The organism is Arthrobacter sp. StoSoilB22 (assembly GCF_019977315.1).
Taxonomy (GTDB): Bacteria; Actinomycetota; Actinomycetes; order Actinomycetales; family Micrococcaceae; genus Arthrobacter.
Genome location: NZ_AP024652.1, coordinates 3,182,525 through 3,198,259, shown reverse-complemented (window position 1 = coordinate 3,198,259; position 15,735 = coordinate 3,182,525). Strand labels below are relative to the sequence as shown.

Here is a 15,735-nt window from a genome sequence, read left to right as displayed (position 1 = left end):
TAACGAGGAAATAAATTATGGGAATCCGTAAATACAAGCCGACTACCCCGGGCCGTCGTGGCTCGAGCGTAGCCGACTTCGCTGAAATCACGCGATCGACTCCGGAAAAGTCGTTGCTGCGTCCGCTGCACAAAACTGGCGGCCGTAACAACTCCGGTAAGATCACCACCCGTCACAAGGGTGGTGGGCACAAGCGCCAGTACCGTCTGATCGACTTCCGTCGTCACGACAAAGACGGCATCAACGCCCGCGTTGCCGAAATTGAGTACGACCCGAACCGTACGGCTCGCATCGCACTCCTGCACTACGTTGATGGCACCAAGCGTTACATCATCGCTCCTAACAAGCTGTCCCAGGGTGACTTCGTCGAGGCTGGTCCTGACGCTGACATCAAGCCGGGCAACAACCTGCCGCTGCGCAACATCCCGGTTGGTACCGTAATCCACGCAGTTGAACTGCGTCCGGGTGGCGGCGCCAAGATGGCACGTTCCGCAGGTGCTTCGGTACAGCTCGTTGCCAAGGAAGGCCGCTTCGCTCAGTTGCGTCTGCCCTCCGGCGAAATCCGCAACGTTGACGTGCGCTGCCGCGCAACCGTCGGCGAGGTTGGCAACGCCGAGCAGTCGAACATCAACTGGGGCAAGGCCGGCCGTATGCGCTGGAAGGGCGTTCGCCCGACCGTCCGTGGTGTAGCCATGAACCCGGTTGACCACCCGCACGGTGGTGGTGAAGGTAAGACTTCCGGTGGACGTCACCCGGTTAACCCGAACGGCAAGCCCGAGGGCCGTACCCGCCGTCCGAACAAAGAGAGCGACAAGCTTATTGTTCGTCGCCGCCGTACTGGCAAGAACAAGCGATAGGAGCCTGGACACATGCCACGCAGCCTGAAAAAAGGTCCTTTCGTTGACCAGCACCTCTTTGTGAAGGTCGCACGGGAAAACGATAAGGGCACCAAGAACGTCATCAAGACCTGGTCCCGCCGTTCGATGATCATCCCCGACATGCTCGGGCACACGATCGCCGTACACGACGGACGCAAGCACATTCCGGTGTTTGTCACAGAGTCGATGGTCGGGCACAAGCTCGGCGAATTCGCTCCCACGCGGACATTCCGCGGCCATGTTAAGGACGACCGTAAGGGCAAGCGCCGCTAGGCGCCTGACTTTACGTCTTAGACGAGAGAAGGAAAGCAATGGAAGCCAAGGCTATTGCGCGTCACATCCGCGTAACGCCTATGAAGGCCCGGCGCGTCGTCAACCTTGTTCGTGGTAAGCAAGCGAATGAGGCTCTGGCAATTCTGAAGTTTGCCCCCCAGGCAGCTTCGGAGCCGGTATTCAAGGTACTTCAGTCGGCAATGGCCAACGCACGTGTCCTCGCGGACCGTGACGGCGTTGCATTCGACGACAGCGACCTCTTCATCACCGAAGCATTTGTTGATGAAGGCCCGACCATGAAGCGGTTCCAGCCGCGTGCCCAGGGCCGCGCCTACCGCATTAGGAAGCGGACCAGCCACATCACGCTGGTTGTCGCAACCCCGGAGAAAGAGGAGGCTCGCTAAGTGGGACAGAAAGTTAACCCGCACGGGTTCCGACTCGGCATCACCACCGACCACGTTTCGCACTGGTTCGCTGACAGCACCAAGCCCGGACAGCGCTACAAGGATTTCGTCCGCGAGGACATCAAGATCCGTCAGCTCATGTCCACGGGCATGGAGCGAGCCGGCATCGCCAAGGTCGAGATCGAGCGCACCCGTGACCGTGTCCGCGTGGATATCCACACGGCACGCCCGGGTATCGTTATCGGCCGCCGCGGCGCTGAAGCAGACCGCATTCGCGGCGAGCTCGAAAAGCTCACCGGCAAGCAGGTTCAGCTGAACATCCTCGAGGTCAAGAACCCCGAGATGGAAGCACAGCTTGTTGCCCAGGGCATCGCTGAGCAGCTGACTTCCCGCGTGGCTTTCCGCCGTGCGATGAAGAAGGCCATGCAGTCCGCACAGCGTGCGGGTGCCAAGGGTATCCGTGTTGCTTGCTCGGGTCGTCTGGGCGGCGCAGAAATGTCCCGCTCGGAGTTCTACCGCGAAGGCCGTGTGCCCCTGCACACCCTCCGTGCGAACATCGACTACGGCTTCTACGAAGCCAAGACCACCTTCGGCCGCATCGGCGTGAAGGTCTGGATCTACAAGGGCGACGTCACTGCCAAGGAACTGGCTCAGCAGGCAGCTGCTGCTCCTTCCCGTGGCCGTGCAGGAGACCGTCCGGGCCGCCCGGGTGGCGACCGCCGTCGTCGTAACGACCGTCCGGCAGCTGAGGCAGCACCTGCTGCCGTTGAAGCACCGGCCGCTGAAGCTGCTGCACCTGCAGCAGAAGGAGGACAGGCTTAAATGCTTATCCCACGTCGAGTCAAGCACCGTAAGCAGCACCACCCGGGTCGTTCCGGCGCTGCAACGGGCGGCACCAAGGTCAGCTTCGGTGAGTACGGTATCCAGGCTCTCAGCCCGGCATACGTAACCAACCGTCAGATCGAGTCCGCTCGTATCGCGATGACCCGCCACATCAAGCGTGGCGGTAAGGTCTGGATCAACATCTACCCGGACCGTCCGCTGACGAAGAAGCCTGCTGAAACCCGCATGGGTTCCGGTAAGGGTTCTCCTGAGTGGTGGGTCGCAAACGTCAAGCCGGGCCGGGTTCTCTTCGAACTCTCCGGTGTCAATGAAGAGGTAGCTCGCGAGGCACTGCGCCTGGCAATCCACAAGCTGCCGTTGAAGGCACGCATTGTGCGTCGCGAAGGTGGTGAATAGAAATGGCAGTAGGGTCGAAGGATCTCGCACCCGCACAGCTGGACGGTTTCGACAACGAGCGTCTCGTTGAAGAACTCCGCAAGTCCAAGGAAGAGCTGTTCAACCTGCGTTTCCAGTCCGCCACCGGACAGCTGGAGAACCACGGTCGCCTGCGTGCGGTAAAGAAGGACATCGCACGCATCTACACCGTTCTCCGTGAGCGCGAGCTGGGCATTCGTGCCGAGGTTGCCGCACCGGTTGTGGAAGCCAAGGAAGAAAAGAAGTCCAAGAAGGCTGCCAAGGCTGAAAAGGCCGAGGTTGAAGCTGGAGAGGACGCCAAGTGAGCGAGAAGGAAACTGTGACGGAAGCAGCAGCCAGCGCTGAACAGCGCGGTTACCGTAAGACGCGTCGCGGCTACGTTGTCTCTGACAAGATGGAAAAGACCATCGTTGTTCAGGTTGAAGACCGCGTAAAGCACGCTCTGTACGGCAAGGTTATTCGCCGCACCTCGAAGGTCAAGGCTCATGACGAAGAGAACACCGCCGGCATCGGCGACCTCGTTCTCATCTCTGAGACCCGCCCGCTGTCCGCTACCAAGCGGTGGCGTCTGGTGGAGATCCTCGAAAAGGCCAAGTAAATCCAACGCCGGGCTTGCCCGGCAGGGTTGACTGGAAGGACCCGTATTCCCTGGGGAATGCGGGTCTTTCCGCGTTTCAGGCCCGTTGGTTTCGAGTGCATAAACGTGCTAGGATATTGAGTTTGTATGGCGCCATTAGTGGGCCGTCAACTACCTCGTAAACAATCGTGCTGCTGCATACTGCCCCGCGCAGAGTTTTCTGCAAGGGAAGCTGATGCTTGTGGCACGGGCGTTTAGGCCCGTCCTGGCAAAATCCAGACGGGTCAAGAGACACCCCGATCAACCGTTCCGCAAGGCTCATTCCGTATGCATGATTTCGGTCTGAGAACCGGCGCGACGCAAGGAGTAAAAATTGATTCAGCAGGAGTCGCGACTGAAGGTCGCCGACAACACGGGTGCTAAGGAAATCCTTACCATTCGCGTTCTCGGTGGATCTGGCCGTCGCTACGCAGGCATTGGCGACGTCATCGTCGCAACCGTCAAGGACGCTATCCCTGGCGGCAACGTAAAGAAGGGTGACGTCGTCAAGGCTGTCATCGTTCGTACCAAGAAGGAACGCCGCCGTGCGGATGGTTCCTACATCAAGTTTGACGAAAACGCAGCTGTGATCCTGAAGAACGACGGTGACCCCCGCGGTACCCGTATCTTCGGCCCCGTTGGTCGTGAACTTCGCGACAAGAAGTTCATGAAGATCGTTTCGCTGGCCCCGGAGGTGCTTTAGTCCATGGCTAAAATCAAGAAGGGTGACCTCGTTCAGGTCATCACCGGCGCCAAGCAGGAACGTGGCGGAGACCGCGGCAAGCAGGGCAAAGTCCTGCGCGTATTCCCGGACACCAACCGCGTGTTGGTAGAGGGCATCAACCGCGTCACCAAGCACACCAAGGTCGGTCAGTCGCAGCGCGGCACCAAGACCGGTGGCATCGAGGTCGTTGAGGCCCCGATCCACGTTTCCAACGTTGCTTTGGTTGACCCGTCGACCAAGAAGCCGACCCGTGTTGGTTTCCGTCTCGACACCGTTGAGAAGGATGGTCGTTCAAAGACTGTCCGTATCCGCGTGTCCAAGGCCTCCGGGAAGGACATCTAATGAGCGAGACACTGTCTGCAAACAAGATCGTTCCGCGTCTGAAGACAAAGTATGCAGAGGACATCAAGAAGTCCCTGCAGGACGAATTCAACTACGCGAACGTGAACCAGGTTCCCCGTCTGGTGAAGGTTGTTGTGAACATGGGTGTTGGAGATGCCGCCAAGGACTCCAAGCTGATCGACGGCGCTGTCCGCGACCTCACCCTGATCACCGGCCAGAAGCCGCAGGTAACCAAGGCCCGTAAGTCGATCGCACAGTTCAAGCTGCGCGAAGGCATGCCCATTGGTGCACACGCTACCCTGCGTGGCGACCGCATGTGGGAATTCGTGGACCGTCTGGTTTCGCTGGCCCTGCCGCGTATCCGTGACTTCCGCGGCCTCAACGGCAAGCAGTTTGATGGCAACGGCAACTACACCTTCGGTCTGACCGAGCAGGTTATGTTCCACGAAATCGACCAGGATTCCATTGACCGCGTTCGCGGCATGGACATCACGGTTGTGACCACTGCCAAGACCGACGACGAAGGCCGCGCGCTGCTCAAGGCGCTTGGTTTCCCGTTCAAAACCGAAAACTAACTACGTGACAGGTCCGTCCGCGTTTGCTCATGAGGGCAAGCGCAGCGGAAACCGGTACGAGGAAGGGCTATAGCCCAAATGACTATGACAGATCCTGTCGCAGACATGCTTACGCGTCTGCGCAATGCAAACTCGGCATACCACGACACCGTGTCCATGCCGTACAGCAAACTGAAGGCACGCGTTGCCGACATCCTTAAGGCCGAGGGCTACATTGCCGGCTGGAAGGAAGAGGAAGCAGAAGTTGGCAAGAAGCTGACCATCGACCTCAAGTTCGGTCCCAACCGCGAGCGTTCAATCGCTGGTGTCCGCCGCATCTCCAAGCCGGGTCTCCGCGTTTACGCGAAGTCCACCAACCTGCCGCACGTGCTGGGTGGCCTGGGTATCGCTATCCTGTCCACCTCTTCCGGCCTCCTGACTGACAAGCAGGCCGGCAAGAAGGGCGTGGGCGGCGAAGTCCTCGCGTACGTCTGGTAACGGGAAAGGAAGAGAATAATGTCACGTATTGGACGTCTCCCCATCACCGTTCCTGCCGGAGTTGAGGTCAAGCTCGATGGCTCCGTCATCAGCGTCAAAGGTGCCAAAGGCGAGCTGAGCCACACTGTGGCCAGCCCGATCGAGGTTACCCAGGAAGAAAACACTCTCACGGTCACCCGCCCGAACGACGAGCGCAACTCGCGTTCGCTGCACGGCTTGACCCGCACCCTGATCGCAAACATGATCCAGGGCGTTACCGAGGGCTACGAGAAGAAGCTTGAAATCGTTGGTACTGGTTACCGCGTTCAGGCCAAGGGTTCTGACCTGGAGTTCGCTCTGGGCTACAGCCACCCGGTTAGCGTCTCTGCACCCGAAGGCATCACCTTCGTAGTAGAGGGTCCGACCAAGCTCTCTGTTGCGGGTATCAACAAGCAGCAGGTCGGCGAGGTTGCTGCCAACATTCGCAAGCTGCGCAAGCCTGACCCCTACAAGGGCAAGGGTGTCCGTTACGCCGGCGAAGTCATCCGCCGCAAGGTCGGAAAGGCTGGTAAGTAAACCATGGCCATCGCAATTAACAAGAAGCGTACGAACAAGAGCAAGTCGGCTGCACGCAGCCGTCGCCAGCTTCGTATCCGCAAGCGCATCACAGGTACGGCCGTACGTCCTCGTATGGTTGTTAACCGCTCTGCACGTCACATGTTCGTCCAGGTTGTCGATGACAGCAAGGGTGTAACCGTGGCTTTCGCTTCCACTTTGGAGGCGGACCTCCGTGCATTCGACGGTGACAAGACTGCCAAGGCCAAGCGCGTTGGCGAGCTCGTTGCCGAGCGTGCCAAGGCTGCAGGCGTCGAAGCTGTTGTCTTCGACCGTGGCGGTAACAAGTACCACGGCCGTATCGCCGCCGTCGCTGACGGTGCTCGCGAAGGTGGGCTGGCACTGTGACCGTTGAAAATAACGAAAAGGACGTTCAGGTGACTGAAGCTGTAGCTGCTGAAGCAACTGAGACCGCACCCGCTACCGACGACCGCCGCGGCGGACGTCGTGGCGAGCGCGGCGACCGTGGCCAAGGCCGCGGCGACCGTGGTGGCCGTGGTGGCCGCGACGGCGGTCGTGAGGCTGAGAAGAGCCAGTTCGTAGAGCGCGTTGTCACCATCAACCGCGTTGCCAAGGTCGTCAAGGGTGGTCGTCGCTTCAGCTTCACTGCGCTCGTCGTCGTCGGTGACGGCAACGGTATGGTCGGCGTCGGCTACGGCAAGGCCAAGGAAGTTCCCGCGGCTATCGCAAAGGGCGTTGAAGAGGCTAAGAAGTCCTTCTTCCGCGTTCCCCGCGTTGGCAGCACCATCCCGCACCGTGTGCAGGGTGAGGCCGCTGCAGGTGTAGTCCTGCTGCGTCCGGCTTCCGCCGGTACCGGTGTTATCGCCGGTGGTCCGGTCCGCGCGGTACTGGAGTGCGTGGGTATCCACGACATCCTCTCCAAGTCGCTCGGTTCCTCAAACGCGATCAACATCGTTCACGCGACTGTTGCCGCTCTGAAGCAGCTCGAAGAGCCCGCTTCCGTGGCTGCCCGCCGTGGCCTGCCGCTGGACGAGGTTGCTCCTGCTGCTCTGGTGCGCGCGCTCCAGAACCAGAAGGCAGGTGTTTAGTCATGGCTAAGAACCTGACTCCCTCCAACGCCAAGTTGGAGATCACCCAGATCAAGGGCGTCATTGGCGCCAAGCAGAACCAGAAGGCTACCCTTCGGTCCCTCGGCCTGAAGCGCATCGGACACACCGTTGTCCGCAACGCTGACGCCGTGACCGTGGGCATGCTGAACACGGTTCCGCACCTCGTGAATGTAGAGGAGGCGAAGTAATGGCAGAGAACAAGACCGCCGAAGAGACTGCTGAGAAGCAGCACGCTCTGAAGGTCCACCACCTGCGCCCCGCCCCGGGTGCCAAGACCGCCAAGACCCGTGTTGGTCGTGGTGAAGGCTCCAAGGGTAAGACCGCTGGTCGCGGAACCAAGGGTACGAAGGCCCGCTACCAGGTGAAGGCTGGCTTTGCCGGCGGCCAGTTGCCGCTGCACATGCGCCTGCCGAAGCTGCGCGGCTTCAAGAACCCGTTCCGGGTTGAGTTCCAGGTTGTGAACCTGGAGAAGCTCAACGAGCTGTTCCCGGAAGGTGGCACTGTCACCGTAGAGTCCCTGGTTGAGAAGGGTGCCGTTCGCAAGAACCAGCCCGTCAAGGTGCTGGGCACCGGCGACATCACCGTCAAGGTTGACGTCACCGCCCACGCATTCTCTTCCAGCGCTGCGGAAAAGATTGCTGCAGCAGGCGGAAGCACCACTGCTCTCTAAGAGCCAGTTGGGCAAATGCCCGTTGTAAAAGGATCCCGGTATGCGGGGCTTCGGCCCTGTATACCGGGATTTTTTGCGTGGTTGTGGACTCTCGATTATTCCGACGGCGTCCCAAGCGGTTAGACTCGGTTGTTGGGTTTCATTGATCCCATCCACATCCTTGTACTTTCTACTCAGGAGGACGCTTGCTAAGCGCATTCGGCCGGGCGTTTCGGACGCCTGATTTGCGACGCAAGTTGTTGTTCACGCTGGGAATCATCACAATCTTCCGCTTGGGAGCTTTCATCCCCTCGCCTGGTGTGAACTACCAGAATGTCCAGCAATGCTTGAACACCGGTGACACCTCGCAGGGCATCTACCAGCTGGTGAACTTGTTCAGCGGCGGCGCGTTGCTGCAGGTTTCAGTGTTTGCCTTGGGCATCATGCCCTACATCACGGCGAGCATCATCGTGCAGTTGCTCCGGGTGGTCATTCCCCGGTTCCAGCAGCTTTACGAAGAGGGCGCCTCCGGTCAGTCAAAGTTGACGCAGTACACCCGGTACCTCACCATCGCATTGGGCCTGCTGAACGCCACTACGTTGGTTTCGCTGGCTCGATCCGGCCAGTTGCTCCCAGGGTGTAACCTGCCCATCATTCCTGATGAGAGCATCATGACCACCATCCTGATCATCATCACGTTGACGGCCGGCACCGGCCTCATCATGTGGATGGGCGAGTTGGTCACGGAAAAGGGTGTGGGTAACGGTATGTCGTTGCTGATCTTCACCTCTATCGCTGCAAGCTTCCCCGGCTCGCTGGGCTCCATCTGGGAATCCAAGGGCCCGGGAACGTTCTTCACCGTGCTGGCTGTAGGCCTGCTCACGGTGGCCCTGGTGGTCTTCGTGGAGCAGTCCCAGCGCCGCGTTCCCGTTCAATACGCCAAGCGCATGATCGGACGCCGCACCGTGGGCGGCACCAGCACCTACATTCCCATCAAAGTGAACATGGCCGGCGTCGTGCCTGTCATCTTCGCTTCCTCCATGCTGTACCTGCCCGGGCTGATTTCGCAGTTCAACCAGCCCGCGCCGGGGGAGCAGATGGCCCCGTGGGTTGAGTGGATCAATAACAACCTCACCCGTGGCGACCACCCCATCTACATGGCACTGTATTTCGCCATGATTGTGTTCTTCACCTACTTCTACGTTGCCATCACCTTCAACCCTGAAGAAGTGTCGGACAACATGAAGAAGTACGGCGGGTTTATTCCGGGCATCCGGGCGGGTAAACCGACCGCGGACTACCTGCAGTACGTGCTTTCCAGGATCACCTTGCCTGGAGCCCTTTACCTGGGCTTCGTGGCGTTGATTCCGCTGGTTGCGCTCGTCCTGATCAACGCCAACCAGAACTTCCCGTTCGGTGGCACGTCAATTCTGATCATGGTGGGTGTTGGCCTGGAGACCGTCAAGCAGATTGATGCGCAGCTACAACAACGTCACTACGAAGGGCTTTTGCGATGACGAGAATGCTGATCATTGGACCTCCCGGTTCGGGTAAGGGTACGCAGGCTGAGCGAATTTCGGAGCGCCTCGGCGTAGTCGCCATCTCCACCGGCGACATCTTCCGTGCCAACGTCAAGGGCGAGACCCCTTTGGGCATCGAAGCCAAGAAGTACATGGACGCCGGCGACTTTGTTCCGGACAGCGTCACGAACGACATGGTTCGCGATCGCCTGAGCCAAAGCGATGTGGAGAACGGTTTCCTGCTGGACGGATACCCGCGCACCACAGCGCAGGTGGACTACCTAGACCAGATCCTCGCTGAGGGTGAGCAGGAGCTCGACGTCGTGCTCCAGCTGACCGCTGACGACGAAGAACTGGTGACCCGTCTTCTTGGCCGTGCCAAGGAAACGGGCCGCTCGGACGACAACGAAGCCGTAATCCGTCACCGCCTGGATCTCTACCATGAGCAGACCGAGGCAGTTGTGGCTAAGTACGCCGAGCGTGGCATCCTCACGCAGGTAGATGGCATCGGTGGTATCGATGAAGTTACCGACCGCGTGCTGACAGCGATCGAGGCGGCCAAGACCGTTTAGTGTGTTCTCCACGAAGCCGGTAAAACGGTGGTGGAGTGAGGGTGTGTCCCGTACAGTGCGTGCGGGACACACCCTCTTTTCTTTTCACCCTGCATTCCAATTTCGGCCACGCACCCCGGTACGGGAAAATGGTTGAAGCATGGGGCCTGATCGGCCTCTACAGCAAACCTTCCAGAGGAGATCATGGCGTTCGGTCAGCCCCGCATTGAATACAAAACCAACGAGCAGATGCGCACCATGCACCAGGCCGGTCTCGTCCTGAGCCGGGCACTGGATGCTGCCGTTGCGGCGGCCAAGCCGGGGGTCATCACCAAGGACCTGGACGACGTCTTCGCCGCGGTCCTCAACGATGCCGGCGCAAAGTCGAACTTCCTCGGGTATCACGGCTTTCCGGCCACCATTTGCACCTCTGTCAATGAAGAAGTGGTCCATGGAATCCCTGGCGGCAAGGTGCTCAACGACGGCGACATCATCTCCATTGACGGCGGATGCATAGTTGACGGTTGGCATTCCGACTCCGCCAGGACGGTGATCGTCGGTAACGCAGATCCTGAAGACCAGAGACTCTCTGATGTCACCGAGGCAGCTATGTGGCGCGGTATCGCAGCCTTGGCCACAGGCAAGTTTGTCGGGGACATCGGAAACGCAATTGATGATTACGTATCGTCCGTCCCGGGCAAGCCCTTGGGCATCCTGGAGGACTATGTGGGCCACGGCATCGGCTCGGAAATGCACATGGCCCCGGACGTTTTGAATTATCGGACCGGCCACCGCGGCCCCAAGATCCGGCCCGGCCTGTGCCTGGCCATCGAACCCATGCTGGTTCGTGGTGACATCGAGACCGCGACCCTCGACGACGACTGGACCGTGGTCACCACGGACGGCAAGCGTTCCTGCCAGTGGGAGCATTCCGTGGCTGTGCATGAAAAAGGCATCTGGGTTCTTTCGGCCCCGGATGGGGGAGCCGAGCAGTTGGCGCCACTCGGCGTGGTGCCCGTCCCCATCCCGTAACACCGCAAAAAAGAGCTGGGCTACGTCAGTAGCCCAGCTCTTTTCGCAGTGATGAAAAGCAGTTACGCCTTCAGCTTGGGCTTCACGTCCTTAGTGTAGATACCCTCGAGTGTCTTCTTCAGCTCGGTCATGGTTGCCTGGACATCGCCCTGCTGCGTCAGGATCTTGGCCGCAGCCTTGGCCATCTCCTGGTCCGCTCCCGGCAGGAACACGCGGGCATTGTCTTGGACCTTGGTGGCTGCAAGCTGGTCCATGGCGGTCTTGATTTGCGGTGTTGCTGCCAGGACCGCGGACATGTCAGCTGAGAGCCTGGTAGGCATGTAACCGGTGGCGGCCGAGAACGCCGCAGTGTTCTCCGGCTCGGTCATGAACTTCAGGAACGTCGCGGCGGCAAGCTGCTCTTCCTTGCTGATGCCGCTCGGGATGCCCAGCCCAGCGCCGCCGGTGGGGCATACGCCGCTGGGTGCCTCCGGGCCGCCGGGAAGGAACCCGACGCCCACGTTGAACTTGGCTGCTTTCAGGACGCCGAGCAATGAGCCGGTAGAGGAAATGGTGGACGAGGTGATACCTGCGGCGAAATCATCGGCTGCTTCCTTGGACGAGACCCCGGCCCAACCGTCCTTGTAGATGGTGTCCTGCGCCCACTGCAGTGCAGCCACGGACTGGGGAGAATCGCAGGTGATGTCCCAGTCCTTTGACCAGCTTCCGCCCCAGCCCCACAGGTTGTTCTGCAACGTCCAGCCCGCGTAGCCAGCCAGGGCCGGGTAGATGTAGGCGTACTGCGCACCTGATGTGGCCTTGAGCTTGGGCGCCCACTCGGCAAACTCCTGCCACGTGGCCGGGGCCCGATCCGGAAGCCCCGCTGCCTTGAAGTGGTCCTTGTTGTAGTAGAACAAGGGCGTGGAGCGGCCGTAGGGGAGCGCCCACTGCTTGTCGTCGTATTTGTAGTCGTCCACCAGCGACTTTTGGAAGTCGTCCATCTTGATGTCCAGCTGCTTCACCAAGCCATCGATGGGAATGATGCTGCCGTTGGAGAAGTAGCGGAACCACCACACATCCGAGAGGACCACCAACCCGGGAAGGCCTGTCTTGGCTGCCTGGGACGTCTGGAACTTCTGGGCTATTTCTTCGTAGTTGGCGCCCGCTGTCACCAGGTTCACCTTGATGTCCGGGTACTTGGCGTGGAACTTTTCAATGATCGCCTTTTCCACGTCCTGCGACTTGCCGGGGTGGTTGGTCCAGAAATCGATGGAGGCGGCGGGCTTTACGCCACTGAAGTCGATCATTGCGGTGTCGACGGCGTCTGCCGTGCCCGCCGTCGACGGTCCGCCGCATGCGGCAAGGGCCGCAGCTCCGGCGCCGAGGCCTGCTAGGCCCAGGAAATGTCGGCGGTCAAGGTTGGTGCGCATGGTGCTTCCTCTCAATAATTTACTTCGATGCGAATGGTGCGGTTGGAGAAAATCAGCCGGTGACACTGCCTTGGGTCAGCCCGGCAACGATGTATCGCTGGAGCGCTGCGAATACCAGCAAGATGGGAACGATCACCAAAACGGCTCCCGCCATGAGAATTCCCCATCCGGCGCCGTTGCCCTCCGAGTTCTGCAGCAACGTCAGCCCCACTGGCAATGTCATGGTTTCGGGACGGTCCGTGATGATGAGGGGCCAGATGTAGTCGTTCCATTCACTGACCACGGTCACCAAAGCCACCGTCGCAATAGATGGAACCGACACCGGGACGATGATCTGCCACAACCGCCGCCAATGGCCCGCACCGTCGATTTCAGCTGCTTCGAGAATCGACGGCGGTAACGTCAGGAAGTGTTGGCGCAGCAGGAACGTGCCAAATGCCGTCCCCAGGCCCGGAAGGATGATGCCCCACAGGGTGTTCTTGCCGCCCATGCCCGCTATGAGGATGTAATTGGGCAGGATGGACACCTGCGCGGGCACCATGAGTGCCACCAGAATCAGCACGAAGATTACGTTCTTGAACGGGAAACGAACGAACACCAGCGCGTAAGCCGTCAGAATGGCCAGGATGACCTTGATGGACGCGCCAACCACGGTGACGATGAGGCTGTTGGCGAAGAACTGCGCGAACGGAACCGTAGTCATCGCCGTGGCGTAGTTCTCCAGGTTCACAGACTCCGGAAGGATTCTGAGGTCCGTGGTAACGATCTCGCCCGGTTGCTTGAACGAGCTCAGCAACATCCACATCAGCGGCAGGAACACCACCAGCGTGGCGATGATCAGGGGCACGTATCCGGTTGCCATGGTCCGGATGAGGTTGGCTTTGGAGAATGGTCGCGGCGGCTCATGCGGCGCCTTCTCCTGCATGCTCTCCTGTAAGGAATCAACGACGACGGCGGGTGAAGGCGCGCTCATGAATAGTGGACCTTTCGCTCAACGAACCGCAGTTGAAGAACAGTAATGATCAGCAGGATGGCGAAAAGAATCACCGATATCGCGGCCGAATAGCCTGCCCTGTTGTAGGCCCCGAACGCCTGCAGGTATGCCTCGTAGATCAGTGTGCTGGTGCCATTGCCCAGCGGCGTCATGATGCGGATGAGGTCGAACGCCTGCAACGAGCTGAGCATGGTGGTAATCAACAGGAAGAACGTGGTGGGGGACAGCAGCGGCAAGGAAATATTGAGGAACCGGCGTGCGCCATTGGCTCCATCCAGTGCCGCAGCTTCCATGACGTCGCGTGGAAGGGACTGCAGGCCGGCCAAGTAGACCACGGCGCAGTAGCCCAGGTTCTTCCAGACGTACACAATGATCACCATCACCAAGGACAGCTGGGGATCGTTGATCCACTGTGGACTCTGCTGTCCCAGGCCCCGGAGGAGCCAAGCAAGTACGCCGTAGCCGGGATCGAAAATGAACAGCCACACCAGGCCGACACCCACACCGGACAGTACATAAGGCGCGAACACGGCAGAACGGGCGAACGTGGTGCCGCGGACCTTGGAGTTCAAAGCCAAGGCAACCAACAGTCCAAGGACCATCGAACCGCCAACCGTCACCAGCGTGAAAATCGCTGTAGTCCCAAGGACCTTTGACGCGTCCTCACCGGTGAAAAACGTGACGTAGTTCTGTAAGCCCACCACCGTGGCCGAGGCCGAGCCGAGGGTCCAATCCAACGTGGAGTAGTAGATGTTGTTGATCAGCGGCCAATAAGTGAACGTGCCGATCAACACCAAGTTCGGCAAGGCCATGGCCAGGAACACCAGGAAATCCCGGCGGTCTCGGCCGGACCAGCGCTTCCTAACCTGTCTGGGCTTGGCTGCTGTGAGGGGCGGAACCGGAGGCTCGGCCGGCTTGTCTGCAGGCGCAGCACTGCTGCTGTGAATCTGTCGGGTAGTCATGAGTCACTAACGGTTTCGGGCTAATGTGGGGCGCCAGCTCCCGGACCGGGGCGGCGAAGACAGGCCTAGCTCACCACACCTACAGACTCCGTTCGGACCAAAATGGGGAGCCGCAGCGATAGTTGGCTTACACTTCCTAACCCGTTTACTCAGCGTTACTCGCCTGTTCGTATTTGAGGCCCGGCTCCCACTTGTTGCCGCGCCTTGGGCCGCCAGTTGGCTCACCAGTGGAGAATGGAGCCATGAATTCGATCACCGATGTTGCCGGCATACGGGTTGGGCATGTGCAGAGGGTGGGGGAGGGGTGGTTGTCCGGGGTTACTGTGGTGCTTCCTCCGCCGGGGACCGTGGGGTCTGTGGACGTGCGCGGTGGGGGGCCCGGGACGCATGATACCGATGCGCTGGATCCCACCACGTTGGTTTCCACTGTGGACGCTGTGGTGTTGACCGGGGGCAGTGCGTTCGGGTTGGTCTCGGCGACGGGTGCTCAGTTGTGGTGTGAAGAACAGGGGCGGGGTTTCGCTGTTCCCGGGACCGTGGTGCCCATTGTGCCGGCGGCCGCCATCTTCGACCTTGGTAGGGGCGGCCATGTTAAAGCCCGACCTGATGCCGACATGGGCTACCAGGCAGCCGCCGCAGCCTTCGCCTCAGGCGACCATGCCGCCGTCGAGCGCGGAAACGTTGGTGCCGGGACTGGCGCCGTTATTGCCCGCGGCCAGTACAAAGGCGGCGTGGGGACGTCCTCGATCGAACTCGACGACGGCGTGGTAGTGGGGGCCATCGCAATAGTCAACGCCCTGGGATCGCCGGTGGGGCTGGGACCCGGCAGCGCGCGTCTAAGGGAGGAGCGACCGAGCGCGCAGAGGGTCGCAGGCCCACCGGCTCCACCGCAGGGACTCAACACCACGCTCGTGGTGATCGCCACAAATGCTGTCTTGGATGTTGCCGAGTGCAAGCGGACTGCTTCTTCCGGGCATGCCGGGCTTGCGCGTGCTTTGGATCCGTCCCATACCCTCGCGGACGGCGATACCGTGTTCGCTGTGGCGACCGGCGCCGTCGTGCTTGACCGCAGTACTGAACAGGCGCGGCAGGCGTCCTTGATAACACTCCAAAGTGCGGCGGCGGAAGCCGTTCGACTAGCCATTCTGGATGGTGTCCTTGCAGCGCAAGCCGTCTCGACGGCGGCGGGCGACTTCCCGGCCTATCGGCCAGCGGGGGAGTGACGACTGGAGACAGGTGCGCTACCATTGACGGATTTAACTTTCCGGCTTCATTGGCGTAGAGTTATTTGTTGGTTGTCTGTGCAGCCACGCCCTTTTTAGTGTCGTGGTTCCAAGAGAGCCAAGCAAACAAAAAACGTCCGCTGGATCTTCGGTGCCTAACTGAAGGACGGCGGCAAACAACAGTT

Annotated in this window: 23 protein-coding genes; 20 read left to right on the top strand and 3 right to left on the bottom strand. The window is 60.1% G+C overall.

Features of this window, described 5'->3' with window-relative positions:
- The first annotated feature begins 17 nt into the window (after positions 1 to 17).
- From rplB to map, 19 genes are all read left to right on the top strand, one after another.
- Complete coding sequence (gene rplB, locus LDN70_RS14915; protein ID WP_011775592.1) at positions 18 to 857, top strand: 50S ribosomal protein L2; 840 nt, start codon at positions 18 to 20, stop codon at positions 855 to 857.
- 12 nt (positions 858 to 869) lie between these two features.
- Positions 870 to 1,151, top strand: a complete 282-nt coding sequence (rpsS, locus tag LDN70_RS14910) for a 30S ribosomal protein S19 (protein ID WP_011775591.1) — start codon at positions 870 to 872, stop codon at positions 1,149 to 1,151.
- 38 nt (positions 1,152 to 1,189) lie between these two features.
- Positions 1,190 to 1,555 (top strand): 50S ribosomal protein L22, encoded by a 366-nt coding sequence (gene rplV, locus LDN70_RS14905; RefSeq protein WP_011775590.1) that lies wholly within the window; start codon positions 1,190 to 1,192, stop codon positions 1,553 to 1,555.
- Positions 1,556 to 2,377 (top strand): 30S ribosomal protein S3, encoded by an 822-nt coding sequence (rpsC, locus tag LDN70_RS14900; RefSeq protein ID WP_011775589.1) that lies wholly within the window; start codon positions 1,556 to 1,558, stop codon positions 2,375 to 2,377.
- On the top strand, positions 2,378 to 2,794 hold the full coding sequence (gene rplP, locus LDN70_RS14895) for a 50S ribosomal protein L16 (protein WP_003803795.1): 417 nt from the start codon (positions 2,378 to 2,380) through the stop codon (positions 2,792 to 2,794).
- A 2-nt stretch (positions 2,795 to 2,796) separates the two neighbouring features.
- Positions 2,797 to 3,117 carry a 50S ribosomal protein L29 gene (gene rpmC, locus LDN70_RS14890; RefSeq protein ID WP_014922387.1) on the top strand — a complete coding sequence of 107 codons (321 nt, stop codon included), beginning with the start codon at positions 2,797 to 2,799 and terminating at the stop codon, positions 3,115 to 3,117.
- Positions 3,114 to 3,410 carry a 30S ribosomal protein S17 gene (gene rpsQ / locus LDN70_RS14885; protein WP_142938371.1) on the top strand — a complete coding sequence of 99 codons (297 nt, stop codon included), beginning with the start codon at positions 3,114 to 3,116 and terminating at the stop codon, positions 3,408 to 3,410. The genes rpmC and rpsQ overlap by 4 nt, the downstream gene beginning before the upstream one ends.
- Before the next feature lie 352 nt (positions 3,411 to 3,762).
- Entirely contained in the window at positions 3,763 to 4,131 is a 369-nt protein-coding gene (rplN, locus tag LDN70_RS14880) for a 50S ribosomal protein L14 (protein WP_003803789.1), read from the top strand.
- A gap of 3 nt (positions 4,132 to 4,134) precedes the next feature.
- Positions 4,135 to 4,494, top strand: coding sequence for a 50S ribosomal protein L24 (rplX, locus tag LDN70_RS14875; protein ID WP_142938372.1), 360 nt, complete (start codon positions 4,135 to 4,137; stop codon positions 4,492 to 4,494).
- A complete protein-coding gene (gene rplE, locus LDN70_RS14870) occupies positions 4,494 to 5,069 on the top strand; it encodes a 50S ribosomal protein L5 (RefSeq protein WP_142938373.1) in 576 nt (191 codons plus the stop codon). The genes rplX and rplE overlap by 1 nt, the downstream gene beginning before the upstream one ends.
- Before the next feature lie 78 nt (positions 5,070 to 5,147).
- Positions 5,148 to 5,546, top strand: a complete 399-nt coding sequence (gene rpsH / locus LDN70_RS14865; RefSeq protein ID WP_142938374.1) for a 30S ribosomal protein S8 — start codon at positions 5,148 to 5,150, stop codon at positions 5,544 to 5,546.
- A gap of 18 nt (positions 5,547 to 5,564) precedes the next feature.
- Positions 5,565 to 6,101: a 50S ribosomal protein L6 gene (rplF, locus tag LDN70_RS14860; RefSeq protein WP_062073167.1), complete on the top strand. Its 537-nt coding sequence runs from the start codon at positions 5,565 to 5,567 to the stop codon at positions 6,099 to 6,101.
- A gap of 3 nt (positions 6,102 to 6,104) precedes the next feature.
- Complete coding sequence (rplR, locus tag LDN70_RS14855; RefSeq protein ID WP_024817584.1) at positions 6,105 to 6,488, top strand: 50S ribosomal protein L18; 384 nt, start codon at positions 6,105 to 6,107, stop codon at positions 6,486 to 6,488.
- A 29-nt stretch (positions 6,489 to 6,517) separates the two neighbouring features.
- Complete coding sequence (gene rpsE / locus LDN70_RS14850) at positions 6,518 to 7,189, top strand: 30S ribosomal protein S5 (protein ID WP_011775581.1); 672 nt, start codon at positions 6,518 to 6,520, stop codon at positions 7,187 to 7,189.
- 2 nt (positions 7,190 to 7,191) lie between these two features.
- Entirely contained in the window at positions 7,192 to 7,398 is a 207-nt protein-coding gene (gene rpmD, locus LDN70_RS14845; protein WP_142938375.1) for a 50S ribosomal protein L30, read from the top strand.
- Positions 7,398 to 7,880, top strand: a complete 483-nt coding sequence (gene rplO, locus LDN70_RS14840) for a 50S ribosomal protein L15 (RefSeq protein ID WP_142938376.1) — start codon at positions 7,398 to 7,400, stop codon at positions 7,878 to 7,880. Before rpmD ends, rplO begins: the two co-directional genes overlap by 1 nt.
- Positions 7,881 to 8,065: 185 nt before the next feature.
- Positions 8,066 to 9,376 (top strand): preprotein translocase subunit SecY, encoded by a 1,311-nt coding sequence (gene secY, locus LDN70_RS14835; protein ID WP_142938377.1) that lies wholly within the window; start codon positions 8,066 to 8,068, stop codon positions 9,374 to 9,376.
- 5 nt (positions 9,377 to 9,381) lie between these two features.
- Positions 9,382 to 9,951: an adenylate kinase gene (locus LDN70_RS14830; RefSeq protein ID WP_187697147.1), complete on the top strand. Its 570-nt coding sequence runs from the start codon at positions 9,382 to 9,384 to the stop codon at positions 9,949 to 9,951.
- 183 nt (positions 9,952 to 10,134) lie between these two features.
- A complete protein-coding gene (gene map / locus LDN70_RS14825; protein ID WP_166839931.1) occupies positions 10,135 to 10,962 on the top strand; it encodes a type I methionyl aminopeptidase in 828 nt (275 codons plus the stop codon).
- A 62-nt stretch (positions 10,963 to 11,024) separates the two neighbouring features.
- On the opposite strand, the gene LDN70_RS14820 is transcribed toward map, so the two are convergent.
- From LDN70_RS14820 to LDN70_RS14810, 3 genes are read right to left on the bottom strand one after another with little or no spacing between them, the layout of a single operon-like run.
- Entirely contained in the window at positions 11,025 to 12,371 is a 1,347-nt protein-coding gene (locus LDN70_RS14820; protein ID WP_223940644.1) for an ABC transporter substrate-binding protein, read from the bottom strand.
- Between the two features lie 52 nt (positions 12,372 to 12,423).
- Positions 12,424 to 13,344, bottom strand: a complete 921-nt coding sequence (locus LDN70_RS14815; protein WP_142938381.1) for a carbohydrate ABC transporter permease — start codon at positions 13,342 to 13,344, stop codon at positions 12,424 to 12,426.
- Positions 13,341 to 14,327 (bottom strand): carbohydrate ABC transporter permease, encoded by a 987-nt coding sequence (locus LDN70_RS14810; RefSeq protein ID WP_223940643.1) that lies wholly within the window; start codon positions 14,325 to 14,327, stop codon positions 13,341 to 13,343. The genes LDN70_RS14815 and LDN70_RS14810 overlap by 4 nt, the downstream gene beginning before the upstream one ends.
- Positions 14,328 to 14,569: 242 nt before the next feature.
- Between LDN70_RS14810 and LDN70_RS14805 the strand changes: the two genes are divergently transcribed.
- Positions 14,570 to 15,550 (top strand): P1 family peptidase, encoded by a 981-nt coding sequence (locus LDN70_RS14805; RefSeq protein WP_223940642.1) that lies wholly within the window; start codon positions 14,570 to 14,572, stop codon positions 15,548 to 15,550.
- Positions 15,551 to 15,735: the final 185 nt, after the last annotated feature.